The sequence below is a fragment of the Streptomyces coacervatus genome, from assembly GCF_029223485.1.
Lineage (GTDB): Bacteria > Actinomycetota > Actinomycetes > Streptomycetales > Streptomycetaceae > Streptomyces > Streptomyces coacervatus.
Genome location: NZ_JARHTP010000015.1, coordinates 129,816 through 142,755 on the forward strand (window position 1 = coordinate 129,816; position 12,940 = coordinate 142,755).

Annotated in this window: 15 protein-coding genes; 5 read left to right on the top strand and 10 right to left on the bottom strand. The window is 70.4% G+C overall.

Annotation, left to right across the window (positions count from 1 at the left end; translation table 11 throughout):
• Positions 1-268: 268 nt before the first annotated feature.
• From P2Q00_RS32585 to P2Q00_RS32610, 6 genes are all read right to left on the bottom strand, one after another.
• Positions 269-700, bottom strand: coding sequence for an ATP-binding protein (locus P2Q00_RS32585; protein WP_275777026.1), 432 nt, complete (start codon positions 698-700; stop codon positions 269-271).
• A gap of 195 nt (positions 701-895) precedes the next feature.
• Positions 896-1,303, bottom strand: a complete 408-nt coding sequence (locus P2Q00_RS32590; RefSeq protein ID WP_275777028.1) for a (deoxy)nucleoside triphosphate pyrophosphohydrolase — start codon at positions 1,301-1,303, stop codon at positions 896-898.
• Between the two features lie 26 nt (positions 1,304-1,329).
• The gene (locus P2Q00_RS32595) at positions 1,330-1,530 is read right to left on the bottom strand and encodes an SPOR domain-containing protein (RefSeq protein WP_266959676.1); all 201 of its coding nucleotides are present in this window, start codon (positions 1,528-1,530) and stop codon (positions 1,330-1,332) included.
• A gap of 352 nt (positions 1,531-1,882) precedes the next feature.
• On the bottom strand, positions 1,883-2,635 hold the full coding sequence (locus tag P2Q00_RS32600; protein ID WP_275777031.1) for a GntR family transcriptional regulator: 753 nt from the start codon (positions 2,633-2,635) through the stop codon (positions 1,883-1,885).
• Positions 2,636-2,782: 147 nt separating this feature from the next.
• Complete coding sequence (locus P2Q00_RS32605) at positions 2,783-3,991, bottom strand: DUF4190 domain-containing protein (RefSeq protein WP_275777033.1); 1,209 nt, start codon at positions 3,989-3,991, stop codon at positions 2,783-2,785.
• A gap of 98 nt (positions 3,992-4,089) precedes the next feature.
• Positions 4,090-4,536, bottom strand: coding sequence for a MarR family winged helix-turn-helix transcriptional regulator (locus tag P2Q00_RS32610; protein WP_275777035.1), 447 nt, complete (start codon positions 4,534-4,536; stop codon positions 4,090-4,092).
• A 133-nt stretch (positions 4,537-4,669) separates the two neighbouring features.
• On the opposite strand from P2Q00_RS32610, the gene P2Q00_RS32615 reads away from it, so the two are divergent.
• Positions 4,670-5,650, top strand: coding sequence for an SMP-30/gluconolactonase/LRE family protein (locus P2Q00_RS32615; RefSeq protein WP_275777037.1), 981 nt, complete (start codon positions 4,670-4,672; stop codon positions 5,648-5,650).
• Between the two features lie 20 nt (positions 5,651-5,670).
• Here the strand turns inward: P2Q00_RS32615 and P2Q00_RS32620 are convergent, their stop codons facing one another.
• On the bottom strand, positions 5,671-6,495 hold the full coding sequence (locus tag P2Q00_RS32620; protein WP_275777039.1) for an SDR family NAD(P)-dependent oxidoreductase: 825 nt from the start codon (positions 6,493-6,495) through the stop codon (positions 5,671-5,673).
• Positions 6,496-6,577: 82 nt separating this feature from the next.
• Here P2Q00_RS32620 and P2Q00_RS32625 point away from each other — a divergent pair, with 82 nt between their 5' ends.
• Complete coding sequence (locus tag P2Q00_RS32625) at positions 6,578-7,501, top strand: LysR family transcriptional regulator (protein ID WP_275777040.1); 924 nt, start codon at positions 6,578-6,580, stop codon at positions 7,499-7,501.
• Here the strand turns inward: P2Q00_RS32625 and ychF are convergent.
• On the bottom strand, positions 7,498-8,586 hold the full coding sequence (gene ychF / locus P2Q00_RS32630; RefSeq protein WP_275777042.1) for a redox-regulated ATPase YchF: 1,089 nt from the start codon (positions 8,584-8,586) through the stop codon (positions 7,498-7,500). The genes P2Q00_RS32625 and ychF overlap by 4 nt on opposite strands.
• 198 nt (positions 8,587-8,784) lie before the next feature.
• On the opposite strand from ychF, the gene P2Q00_RS32635 reads away from it, so the two are divergent.
• Complete coding sequence (locus tag P2Q00_RS32635; RefSeq protein ID WP_275777044.1) at positions 8,785-9,375, top strand: DUF6542 domain-containing protein; 591 nt, start codon at positions 8,785-8,787, stop codon at positions 9,373-9,375.
• Positions 9,376-9,456: 81 nt separating this feature from the next.
• Here P2Q00_RS32635 and ppgK read toward each other — a convergent pair whose 3' ends face one another.
• Both ppgK and P2Q00_RS32645 read right to left on the bottom strand, forming a co-directional pair.
• On the bottom strand, positions 9,457-10,200 hold the full coding sequence (gene ppgK / locus P2Q00_RS32640; RefSeq protein ID WP_275777045.1) for a polyphosphate--glucose phosphotransferase: 744 nt from the start codon (positions 10,198-10,200) through the stop codon (positions 9,457-9,459).
• A 29-nt stretch (positions 10,201-10,229) separates the two neighbouring features.
• Positions 10,230-11,240: a 4-hydroxy-3-methylbut-2-enyl diphosphate reductase gene (locus tag P2Q00_RS32645; RefSeq protein ID WP_275777046.1), complete on the bottom strand. Its 1,011-nt coding sequence runs from the start codon at positions 11,238-11,240 to the stop codon at positions 10,230-10,232.
• Positions 11,241-11,424: 184 nt separating this feature from the next.
• Here P2Q00_RS32645 and xseA point away from each other — a divergent pair, with 184 nt between their 5' ends.
• Positions 11,425-12,657 carry an exodeoxyribonuclease VII large subunit gene (gene xseA, locus P2Q00_RS32650; RefSeq protein WP_275777048.1) on the top strand — a complete coding sequence of 411 codons (1,233 nt, stop codon included), beginning with the start codon at positions 11,425-11,427 and terminating at the stop codon, positions 12,655-12,657.
• Positions 12,654-12,887 carry an exodeoxyribonuclease VII small subunit gene (locus tag P2Q00_RS32655; protein WP_275777050.1) on the top strand — a complete coding sequence of 78 codons (234 nt, stop codon included), beginning with the start codon at positions 12,654-12,656 and terminating at the stop codon, positions 12,885-12,887. Before xseA ends, P2Q00_RS32655 begins: the two co-directional genes overlap by 4 nt.
• Positions 12,888-12,940 lie beyond the last annotated feature (53 nt).

Here is a 12,940-nt window from a genome sequence, read left to right on the forward strand (position 1 = left end):
CCGGCACCGGTCACCGGGGGCGGCTGCCCGCAGTATCCAGCACTACGGCGCCCCACAACACGGTGTTCACGATCACAGCACGGTCCCGACGGTTTTCGGTCCCGGCTGCGACAACACTTCCAGTCTTCTAACCAGCCAACACCTCGTCGAATCACGCCTGCCGAACACTGCCACTGGCCTGAACCAGTCGGTCGACAGGGCAGCAGCCCCCGTACAGCGTCCGAAGGACCGGATCCTGGAGCGGATCGGGAGCGGATCCGGAGCCGGCTCAGCCCGGAACGGCGAGCTCGAACCACACCGTCTTGCCCGCCTCGCCGGGCCGGGTGCCCCAGCGGCGCGAGGAGTGGGCGACCAACTGCAGTCCACGGCCGCTCTCGTCCTCGGGGTGGGCGACGCGCTCGCGCGGCGGATCCGGGAGCGGGTCGGAGACCTCCACCAGCAGTACGTCCTCAAGACCGGCGGGCCGCACAAGGCGTACGCCGATGGGTCCGGTGGCGTGCCGCAGGGAGTTGGTCACCAACTCGCTGACCAGCAGGGCCGTGAGATCACCGAGGGCATCGAGCTGCCAGGTGCGCAGTTGGCCGCGGACGGCGGCGCGGGCACCTCGGACGGCGCCCGGCTCCGCGGGAAAGCTCCACTCGGCGCAGTCGCCTTCGGTGTCGATCACGCCGATCACTTCCCAGGCCAGAAGCACACCCATGTCCGGTTTCGTGGGGTTAATGGGCACATACCCGATATTCGGCACGCAGTACCGTCTGCGGTGGCGCACTGTGGCACGAACGGCGTATGCCTACGGCGCTTGGGCCGTTGTGCGCCTATGAGCTCGGGGGGTGCGCTTGTTGTGCGACTGCGGGTTTGTTGTGGCTGGTCGCGCCCCGCGGCGGAGCCGCTGATGTCACAGCCCCGCGCCCCTAACCTCGGCTACCTCGCGCACGGCTGGGATGTCCTGATCGAGCCAGTCGACGTCCCACAGCTCATCCGGAGCGAGCCAGCGCAGTTCGTCGTGGTCTTCGAGGGGCTTGGGATCCGCGGAGCCCGGGAGGAGCCGGGCAGTCCACACCTGGAGGACATACGGCGGCTTCAGAGGCCACTCGCCCGGTACATGCTCTACGGCCTCGGCGGCCACGCCGAGTTCCTCGTGCAGTTCGCGTACGAGGGCCGCGTCGGGGGTCTCGCCGGGCTCCACCTTGCCGCCGGGCAGTTCCCAGCGGCCGGCGAGTTCGGGGGGTGCGCTGCGGCGCGCGGCGAGGAGGCGGTCGCCGTCGAAGAGGGCGGCGCCCACCACCACGATCCGTTCCGTCATGCGCGGGAGCCTACGGGACTCCGGGATCAGTTGGCCGTGGCCGTTCCGTTCTGCCCGTTCTGACCGATGCGCTCGACCCAGTACAGCTGCTTGTGTCCGCGGTCATCGAGGCTGTCCGCGATCTTCTGGGCCTCGGCCCGGGTCGCATACCGGCCCACGCGGTAGCGATTGCCGTTGTCGTCCTGCCGTATGACGAGCCAGGGAAGCGTGATCGTACCGTCGTTCATCGCGCCCCACCGCTCCTTCCCGCTCCGACCTCACCGCTCTCCGCCCGCGGTTGGTGCCTGGCCCCGCCCCATAAGGAAACCGCAATCCGCATATGCCCGAGCCTACGCCTAACCTTTACGCAGCGAACACGGCTTTTCACAAAGAGGTACGCAACCGGCCAGAGCGAGGGGGGCGCACGGACTCGGATGCGCCGTGCACAGAGGTCGACGCATCCGGTCAGCGGCATGCTGGGCACGCGTGGGACGACCTGCGAGAACGGCCAGATTCCACCGGCGGACGAGCAGGCTCCGAGGCTGCCCGGAGGGGGTCACGGCGAGGGGGCACAGGGGTCAACTGCCGTAAAGGTGTGCGCTACTTCACTGGGAGGTGGTACGCGACGCGGTAGCGGTCGGCGGGGATGACGACGTCGGCCGTCTCCACGGGGCGGCCCGACGCGAAGAAGGTGCGCTGGATGACCAGGACGACATGACCGGGGACGCCGCCGAGGGCGAGAAGCTCCTCGGCGAGGCCGGGGCGGGCGCCGACCTCCTCCGTGACGTTGTCCACGATCACGTCGATCGCCGCCATGCGCTCGACGACGCCCATGCCGCCGAGCGGGCCCTCCTCGGGGAGCATCACGGGGGTGCGGCCGGTGACCGCGAGGGGCTCCCAGGAGGTGGAGAGCATCATCGCCTCGCCTGCCTCCCGGAAGACGTATCTCGTACACATCACACGGTCGCCGGGCTTGATGGCGAGCCGCTCGGCGACGGAGCTGCTCGCCTCGGCCTGGGCGCTGCTCGACTCCCAGGTGCCGCGCCCCTCGCCGTCGGCCTGCTCCTGACGGAAGGGCGTGGCCCCGCCGGCCGGACGGAACCCGGAGCGGGCGACGCTGCGGGGCACCGGGCGCTCGCGGACATACGTCCCCGACCCGGAGCGGCCCTCCACCAGGCCTTCCGCCATCAGCACCTTGCGCGCCTCCAGGGCGACGGTGTCCGAGACGCCGTACTCCTCACGGATCCTGGCCTGGGAGGGGAGGCGGGTGTGCGGTGGCAGCGAGCCGTTGACGATCTTCTTGCGGAGATCACCCGCGACGCGCAGGTACGCCGGCTGCTCACCGAAAGTCACTGGCCGCTCCCATCAGGTTGTACAGACAGCAACAGCCTGGCAACCGTGGGTTCTACGGTGCAAGCAAAGGCCAGAGAATCACTCGATGTGATGACATGTGCCCGCGGAGGGCTTTACGCAGGCACTTTCTCCCCGCTATAGCCGCCGTCACACCTCGAACCCGGAGCCGCCTGTGCCGCCGCCCCCGCCACTGCTGTCGTCCTCGGACGAGGGCGGGGTCGTGGCCAGGCCCAGAGCCTTGCGGGCGGTGACAGCGCCGCCGGGAGCCGAGAGCGCCATGATGCGGTCGTAGTGCTCGTAGAAGCTGTTCACGTCGTCGGCCTTCGCGGCGCGCGCCCACTCCTCCTGCCTCGCCCCGACCTCCTTGGCGACCTTCGCGACCGGCGTCCTCGCCCCGGCCGGCCACGGGTGGGCGCGCAGCATCCCGGCCTCCTCGGTGAGCGCGGCCGACATCTGTCCGGCCCAGGCGCGGCTGGCCTGCAGATCGTCGTCGGGGCTGTCCAGGGGCTGTCTGTCCAGGGCGGCGTTCTCGACGTTGACGGCCTTGAGGTAGGCGATCTGCTCGGCGTCCAGGGTCCGCCCGTCGTTGCGCAGCGAACCCTTCAGTCCGGCCTTCTCGTCGGTGTTGCCGAACAGGCAGGTGACCTCGCGGTCGCCCTGCTTCCAGCTCTGCGGGGTCGGCGTCAGGTAGTACACGTCGACGTCGTCGGGTACGGCCCAGGCGTCCATGGCGTAGTCGTAGCGCAGCGCGTAGCACCTGGCGTCGGCGGTGTCCGTGACCTTGCCGTCCCCGGGGTAGCCGGCGCCGCCCGTCATCTTGAAGGCCGCGAAGACCTCGCCGTCGTGCCGGCCGGCGCAGGGCACCCTGTCGACGTCGTAGGCCACGCCCTGAAGGGATCCGCTCGGGGCGTCGAAGCACTCGCCCTTGGCGAGGGAGTAGGCGCTGCCGTTGTCGCGCCCGGCATCCTTGAAGCCGCCCCAGACGTCGGACGCCGCGCCGCCGGCGATCCCCGCCACCCACAGCGCGAGCCCGAGGGAGGAGAGGACCGCGCCGGCGACGGCCATGCCCCTGCCCCGCTCGCCCTTCCTCCGGATCTGCGCCAGCGCGACCAGCCCCAGGACGAGCCCGATGGCCGGGACGAAGCAGAGGATGCCGAGGACCAGGGAGGCGATGGCGACCCCGTTGACGGGCGCGGGGCTGTTGTACGGGCTGTAGCCCTGCCCCCAGGGCTGGTACGGGTACGGCCCGGGAGCGGCGTAGGGCTGCGGGTACGGGTACTGGCCCTGCGGATACGGCCCTTGGGGCTCCTGGGATTCCTGGGGCTGGTGGGGCCCAGGGGGCGGAGGTATGGACACGGATACCGTGCTCCTGGTTCAGGGGGCTGACGCACAGAACTGGCGTACGACTGGGCGCATGGTAAGCGTGAGGTGAGCGTAGGCGGAATGGGCGGCTCCTAGGCCCGCCCGCGCTCCGTCTCCAGCAGTTCCACGCACCGCCCCAACAGCCCCACCAGCGCCGCGCGTTCCTCGTCCGTGAACTCGGCCGCCAGGGCCCGCTCCACGCGTACGGCGCGGGCGTCCGCGTCGGCCATCACCGCGCGGCCCTCGTCGGTGAGGCGGGTCTCCAGGACGTTCTTGTGCCACTCGTGGGGGGTGCGCGCGATCAGGGCGCGGTCCTGGAGGTTGTTCAGGATCGTGTTCATCGTCGGCGGTGTGACCCCGCAGAGGCGGGCCAGGGCCGCGGCCGAGATGCCGGGGTTCTCGGAGAGGTGGAGCAGCGCGGAGTACTGCGCGACGGTCACGCCCGCCGGTTTGAGGACCGCGGCCTTGGTCGCCATGAGGGCCTGCTCGGCCAGCTTGAGGTGCGAGCCGAGGCGCTCGGAGGCGGGCATGGACGTCATCAGCGCATGATATCGGGGCGATCGTCGATACGAACCCACACCATCATTAATGTATTGACGATGATTAGAGCTCTAACATAGATTCGCCTACGTCATGGAATGTGAAGCCGAAGCCGAATCGAGAGGCACCAGCGTGTCCCGTTCGATCCACCGCCGTACCTTCCTCACCAGCAGCGTCGGCCTGGCCCTCGCCACGGCCCTTCCGGCGACCACCGCCCGGGCGACCACCGCGGTCCGCATCAGCACCGCCTTCACGCTCCCCGGCGGCCGCCCCTACCCCGAAGGCATCGCCCTGGACCCGTACAGCGGCGACGCGTACGTCGGCTCGTACACGACCGGCGCGGTGTACCGGGCGGCGCGCGGCAGCAGTGCGGCCGAGGTCTTCCTGCCGTCCGGCACCGACGGCCGTACCACCGCCAACGGTCTGAAGGTGGACCGGGGCGGGCGCCTGTGGGTCATCGACTCCACCGCCGGGGTGGACGTCTATGACCTGCGCACCCGCGCCCTGTTCGCCCGCTTCACCGTGCCCGGCAGCGCCCCCTCCTTCGTCAACGACCTGGCGCTCGGGCCGGACGGCACGGCCTACCTCACCGACAGCACCCGCCCGGTGGTCTACCGCGTCACCCCGGCCGACCTGGACCGCGCCCGCGGCGGCAGCGCGACGCTCGACGCCGCCTACGACCTGAGCGCCGTGGCCCCGCCCGACGGGCTCTTCCTCAACGGCATCGTCGTCGACCCGTGGGGGCGGTACCTGCTCGCCGTCGGCATGACCGGCGGCGGTCTGTACCGGGTGGGCACGGTCACCGGATCCGCAAGCCGAGTCACCCTGAACGGCGGTGACTTGAAGAACGGCGACGGCCTGGAGCTGGCCCACGGCACCCTGTGGGCCGCGCACAACGCCACCAACACCCTCAGCCGCTGGCGGCTCTCCGCGGACGGTACGTCGGCCCGCCTGCAGCAGCGATTCACCGACACCGCGCTGCAGATCCCGACGACCATCGCCCGCACCCACGGCCGGCTGCTGGTCGTCCGCTCGCAGTTCGACAAGGGCGGGCCGATGGGGCAGGGGGTGCCCGAGGAGCCGTTCACCGTGGCGTGGGTGGACGGGATCTGACCGTCGGCCAGTGCGGCGGCTCAGTCGCGGAAGCCCGTGCGGCGGGTGCGCTTCTCCCAGGCGAGGACGTCGTCGCGCACCTGGTCCAGGTGGTCGAGGACCGCACTCACGCCGTCGTCGCCGAGCGGCAGGCGCAGCGGGCTCTGCCCCGACTCCAGCGCGGCCAGGATGAGAGCCGCCGCCTTGGCCGGGTCGCCGGCCCGGTCGTCGAAACCGGCGTCGACCATCGCGCGGGTACCGCCCACGGTGGCGTACGCCCCGCCGTCGACGCTGGCCTGCGTCCCGTCGTACAGCGACGTACGGAAGGCGCCCGGTTCGACGACGAGCACCTTGATGCCGTACTCCGCGACCTCGCCCGCGAGCGCCTCGGACATGCCCTCCAGGGCGAACTTCGTTCCGCTGTACGCCGAGAAGCCGGGGTAGGACGTCTGCCCGCCCATGCTGCTCATCTGCACGATCGCGCCGGTGCGCCGGGAGCGCATGTACGGCAGTACGGCGCGCACGAGGGCAGCGGGGCCGAAGACATGCACGTCGAACAGGGCACGCAGCTCGTCGTCGGTGGTCTCCTCGAAGGCGCCGACATGGCCGCGGCCGGCGTTGTTGACCAGGACATCGATCCGGCCGTGCCGCGCCACCACGTCCCGTACGGCAGGTTCGGCGGCCGTCGTGTCCGCGACATCGAGCCGCAGCGCCTCGACCTGGTCGGGGTGGGCGGCCACGAGGTCGTCCAGCCCCTCGGGCCGCCGTGCGGCGCCCACCACGACATCTCCGTCGGCGACGGCCGCCTCGGCGACGGCCCGCCCGAGTCCGCTGCTGGCACCGGTGATCAACCACACCTTGTTCACGACAACTCACCCTCTCTCGGCAACTCGTGAACCAGGCTGCTCCTGTGGCGAGTTGCCCGTCCAAGACCTACGGTGATTACCGATGGCTATGACGGCGGACGTCCATGTGCGGGACCTGCGCTACTTCGTCACGGTCGCCGAGGAGTTGCACTTCACGCGCGCGGCCGAGCGGTTGTACGTCTCGCAGCCCGCGCTGAGCAAACAGATCCGGGCGCTGGAGCGGCAGTTGGGGGCGGAGCTGCTGCGGCGCGACCGGCACGGCGTGGCGCTCACCGCGGCGGGCGCGGCGCTGCTGCCGCATGCCCGACGGGTGCTGGACGCGTGGGCCGAGGGTGCGTTGGCGGTGGAGGAGGCACGGGCCGAGCAGCGCAGCACGCTGGTGGTGGGCATGAGCACCAGCCCCGGCCGCGGCGGCCTGCTGCCCGCGATCCGCTCCCGCTTCACCGCCGCACACCCCGGGGCCGCGGTCCGCCTGCGCCAGGTGAGCTGGGACGACCCCACCGCGGGCCTGGCGGACGGCGACACGGACATGGCCTTCGTCTGGCTGCCCCTGCCCGACCAGGACCGCTACGCCTGGACACTCGTCGCCGAGGAACCCCGCCTGGTCGCTCTCCCCGACACCCACCCCCTCGCACCCCGCACGGAAATCGACTTCACCGACCTCGCCGAGGAACCCTTCCTCGCCCTGCCGAAGACCGCAGGACCGCTGAGGGACTACTGGCTGGCGCTCGAAGAACGCGAGGGCCGCCTCCCCCGCATCGGCGCGGAGATCGCCAGCACGGAGGAGACGTACGAGGCCCTGGTCGCGGGCCTCGGCGTATGCCTGGTGGCCGCCGGCAACGTCCCCCTGATCACCCTGGGCGGCGTGGTGACACGACCGGTGCGCGGGGTGACACCCAGCCGGTATGTCCTGGCCTGGCGGAAGGGGGACCGCAGACCGTTGGTGCGGGGGTATGCGGAGGCTTGCCGACGGGTGAGGGAGCGGGGCCGGACTGCGGGGGCTTAGACGTTGAAGCGGAACTCCACCACGTCCCCGTCCTGCATCACATACTCCTTGCCCTCCATCCGCGCCTTGCCCTTCGCGCGGGCCTCCGCCACCGAGCCCGTCTCCACCAGGTCGGCGAAGGAGATGACCTCCGCCTTGATGAAGCCCTTCTGGAAGTCGGTGTGGATGACACCGGCGGCCTCGGGGGCGGTGGCGCCCTGCTTGATGGTCCAGGCGCGGGATTCCTTGGGGCCGGCCGTGAGGTAGGTCTGCAGGCCGAGGGTGTTGAAGCCCACGCGCGCCAGGGTGGTGAGGCCGGGCTCCTCGGCGCCGACGGACTCCAGGAGCTCCATGGCGTCCTCCTCGTCGAGCTCCGCGAGGTCCGCCTCGAGCTTGGCGTTGAGGAAGATCGCCTCGGCGGGGGCGACCAGGGCGCGCTGTTCGGCCTTGAAGTCCTCGTCGAGCAGCTCGTCCTCGTCGACGTTGAAGACGTAGAGGAAGGGCTTCGTGGTCAGCAGGTGCAGGTCGTGGAGGAGTTCCTCGTTGCCGGAGCCCTGGACGATGCCCGCGGAGAAGAGGGTGTCGCCCTTGTCCAGGATCTCCTTCGCCGCCTCGACCGCCGCCACCTTCGGCGCCACGTCCTTCTTGATGCGCGACTCCTTCTGGAGGCGCGGGAGGACCTTCTCGATGGTCTGGAGGTCGGCGAGGATCAGCTCGGTGTTGATCGTCTCGATGTCGTCCTTCGGCGAGACCTTGCCGTCGACGTGCACGACGTTCTCGTCCTTGAAGGCGCGGATGACCTGGCAGATGGCATCGGACTCACGGATGTTCGCGAGGAACTTGTTGCCCAGGCCCTCGCCCTCGGACGCGCCCTTCACGATGCCCGCGATGTCGACGAAGTCGACGGTGGCCGGAAGGATGCGCTGCGAGCCGAAGATTTCGGCCAGTTTCGTCAGACGGGCGTCGGGGACGCCGACCACGCCCACGTTGGGCTCGATCGTGGCGAACGGGTAGTTGGCCGCGAGCACGTCGTTCTTGGTCAGGGCGTTGAACAGGGTCGACTTGCCGACATTCGGCAGACCGACGATTCCGATCGTGAGCGACACGTTGCGACTTCCCGTACGTGAGAGACATCAGAGGACTGGGGCTGGGGCCCGGTCCTTCTTCGGTGCACGGGCGGGCCGATCCACCAGTCTACGGCGTACCGGTCGCCGCCCCGGCGCCCCGTCGAACGCTTGGCCAAGCTCCGCCCATCGGCGTGTCTGAGGGGCGATTGCACACATAAACCGACCTAAGTTGGTCCGGTGGAGCAACACGGGACGGGACGCCCGCACAACGGAACACGACGCGGCACGCCCCCGCTGCCCCCGCAGGCGAAGCACGGCGGAAGCGGCGGGGGCGCGGGCGGTGCTGCGCGACCTGCCGCACAGCGCCGCCCGGCCGCCCAGCCGGCGGCCGGGCGCCAACCGGGTCCGCCGCTGATCGAGACCGTACGGCGGCTGCCCAACCCGCGGCTGACCGGGCTGGGCGGCGGTCTGTTCTGCGGGGCGCTGATGTTCGCGCTCGGTTTTCTCGACCAGCTGCTGTTCGGGGCGTCGCTGACCCTGTACGGCGTGCTGTTCCTGCCGGTGTGCCTGCTGACCGCGGTCTGGGTGCGCAAGGGCGATCTGGCGACCGCACCCGTCGTCGTACCGATCGCCTTCGCGGCGGGCCTGCTTCCCGTGGCCGACAGCAGCGGCGGGCTGCTCGGCCGGCTGATGGGACTGGTGACGGCGCTGGCCACGCAGGCCGGGTGGCTCTACGGGGGGACCCTTGTCGCGGGCGTGATCGTGATCGCACGGAAGGCCGTCCTGATGCACCACCGCACGGACCGCCGCCGTCCGCCCATGTACTAGCCCAGACCCGGGTCCAGACCCAGGTCCGGACCCGGGTCCAGACCGAGTGCCAGGGCCCAGGTCCCGGCTCAGGCTCAGGCTTTAATGCTCCGCGGCATGCATCGCCGCCCCCACGATCCCCGCGTTGTTCTGCAGCTGCGCCGGGACGATCTCCGCCTTGATGCCCTCGATGAAGTGCAGGAACTTCTCGGACTTACGGCTGACGCCGCCGCCGATGATGAACAGGTCGGGCGAGAAGAGCATCTCGACGTGGGCGAGGTACTTCGTGACGCGGCGGGCCCAGTGCTCCCACGTCAGCTCGCCGTCCTCCTTGGCCTTGCTGGAGGCGCGCTTCTCCGCGTCGTGGCCGTGTAGCTCCAGGTGGCCCAGCTCGGTGTTGGGCACCAGGGCGCCGTCGACGAACAGGGCGCTGCCGATGCCGGTGCCGAAGGTGAGCAGGATGACCGTGCCCGGGCGGTCGCGGCCCGCGCCGAAGTGCATCTCGGCGACGCCCGCCGCGTCCGCGTCGTTGACCACCGTCACCGGCAGGCCGCCCAGGCGGTCGCTGAACAACGCGCGCGCGTCCGTGTCGATCCAGCTCTTGTCGACATTGGCCGCCGTACGGATGGTGGATCCGCCGGTGACCACGCCGGGGAAGGTGAGGCCGACCGGGCCGGTCCAGCCGAAGTGCTCGACGACCTGCTTCACGCCGTCGGCCACGCCGTCCGGCGTCGCCGGGTGCGGAGTGAGCACTTTGCAGCGCTCCTCCGCCAGGTCGCCCTTGTCCAGGTCCACCGGGGCGCCCTTGATCCCGGATCCGCCGATGTCCACACCGAAGATCTGCATGGCTCTACGTTACGACGGACGACTGACAGTCACTCCGGCGAGGTGTCCGTTCGCTCCGCGATCAGCGCCGCGGCCTCCTCGCGCAGATCGCGGCGGAGCTCCTTGGGCAGCGAGAACGTGATGGACTCCTCGGCCGCCTTGACGATCTCGACGTCCTCGAAGCCGCGCTGCGAGAGCCACTCCAGGACCTGCTCGACCAGGACCTCGGGAACGGAGGCGCCGGAGGTGACTCCGACCGTGCTCACGCCCTCCAGCCAGGCCTCGTCGATCTCACTGGCGAAGTCCACCAGGTAGGCCTCGCGGGAGCCGGCCAGCTTGGCGACCTCCACCAGCCGCTTGGAGTTGGAGGAGTTGCGGGAGCCGACGACAATCACCAGCTCGGCCTCGGCGCCCATCTGCTTCACCGCGAGCTGGCGGTTCTGCGTGGCGTAGCAGATGTCGTCGCTCGGCGGCGAGATCAGCTGCGGGAACTTCTCCTGCAGGGCGTCGACGGTCTCCATGGTCTCGTCCACCGAGAGGGTGGTCTGGGACAGCCAGACGACCTTGGACGGGTCGCGGACCTCGACCTTGGCCACGTCCCCCGGTCCGTCGACGAGCTGGATGTGGTCGGGGGCCTCACCGGAGGTGCCGATGACCTCCTCGTGGCCCTCGTGCCCGATCAGGAGGATGTCGTAGTCCTCATTGGCGAAGCGGACGGCTTCCTTGTGGACCTTGGTGACCAGCGGGCACGTGGCGTCGATGGTGGCGAGCCTGCCGCGCTCGGCCTCCTCGTGGACGACCGGGGCCACGCCGTGCGCGGAGAACATGACGATGCTCCCCTCGGGGACCTCCTCCGTCCGCTCGACGAAGATGGCGCCCTTCTTCTCCAGGGTCTGCACGACGTACTTGTTGTGGACGATCTCGTGGCGGACATAGATCGGAGCCCCGTACTGCTCCAGGGCTTTCTCGACGGCGATCACGGCGCGGTCCACACCCGCGCAGTAGCCACGGGGGGCGGCGAGCAGGACACGGCGGCCAGGCGAAGCAGTCATGCGATCCATCGTAAGGCCGCGTTCGGTGGGGCGATGATCGCGCCCTTTTCGCCCCCGCCGCCCCTACCCGTCCCGTCCCTGGGGGCTGCGCCCCCAGACCCCCGCTTTCGGCCTGAACGGCCTCGTCCTCAAACGCCGGACGGGCTGGGTGGAGCTGGCCTGCGTTGTCAGTCACGGCCGTTACTCTCGCGGCATGGCTCTCAACACGTCCGCAGAAGCTCCGCTGCCCGTCGGTGAGGTCTCGCGGCTCATCGGGGGGTGGATCGACCGGCTGGGGGCCGTCTGGGTCGAGGGGCAGATCACTCAGCTCTCGCGGCGGCCCGGCGCCGGCGTCGTGTTTCTGACCTTGCGGGATCCGTCGCACGACATCTCGGTCGGCGTCACCTGCTACCGGCAGGTCTTCGACGCCGTGGCCGATGTGGTGAGCGAGGGTGCGCGGGTCGTCGTATACGCGAAGCCGGAGTGGTACGCGCCGCGGGGGCAGCTGTCCCTGCGGGCCGCCGAGATAAGGCCCGTGGGGGTCGGTGAACTCCTCGCGCGGCTGGAGCAGTTGAAGAAGTCCCTCGCCGCCGAGGGGCTGTTCGCGCCCGAGCGGAAGAAGGCCCTGCCCTTCCTTCCGCAGCTCATCGGGCTCGTCTGCGGACGCGCCTCCGCCGCCGAGCGGGACGTCCTGGAGAACGCCCGGCACCGCTGGCCCGCCGTCCGCTTCGAGGTGCGCAACGTCGCCGTACAGGGCGTACACGCGGTCCCGCAGGTCGTGCAGGCCGTGAAGGAGCTCGACGAGGCGGGCGACGTGGACGTCATCATCGTCGCGCGCGGGGGCGGCAGCGTCGAGGATCTGCTTCCTTTCTCCGACGAGCAGCTGGTACGCGCCGTCGCCTCCTGCCGTACGCCCGTCGTGTCCGCCATCGGGCACGAACCGGACACTCCGCTCCTCGACTACGTCGCGGACCTGCGCGCCTCCACCCCCACCGACGCCGCCAAGAAGGTCGTACCGGATGTCGGGGAGGAGTACGAGCGCGTGCAGCAGTTGCGCAATCGTGCGCGGCGGTGCGTCGAGGCCCTCGTCGAGCGGGAGGAGCGCGGGCTCGCCCATGCGCTGGCCCGGCCCTCGATGGAGGATCCGCACCGGATGATCGACGAGCGGGCCGATCATGTCGCCTCGCTGGTCGACCGTTCGCGGCGCACGCTCGGCCACCTCCTCGACCGCGCCGACTCCGAGCTGACGCACACGCACGCGCGCGTGGTGGCCCTCTCCCCCGCCGCCACCCTGAAGCGCGGGTACGCCGTGCTGCAGAAGGCCGACGGTCACGTCGTCCGCGACCCGGCCGAGGTCACGGCGGACGAGGCGCTGCGGGCGCGGGTGTCCGAGGGTGAGTTCTCCGTACGGGTGGATGCCGAGCAGATGCATAGGGTGGGCGAATGACCAGCAAGGTGGCGGAAGAGACGCCCGGGTACGAGCAGGCCCGGGACGAGCTGATCGAGGTCGTACGACGGCTGGAGGCGGGCGGCACGACGCTGGAGGAGTCCCTCGCGCTCTGGGAGCGGGGCGAGGAGCTGGCCAAGGTGTGCCGGCGGTGGCTGGACGGGGCGCGGGCGCGGCTGGACGCGGCTCTCGCCGAGGAAGAAGAGGCCGAATCGGACGGCGACGACTAACCGCCGGGACGCTTCACTGTGAAGCGGATCACCACACCCGGCTTTTTGTTGAA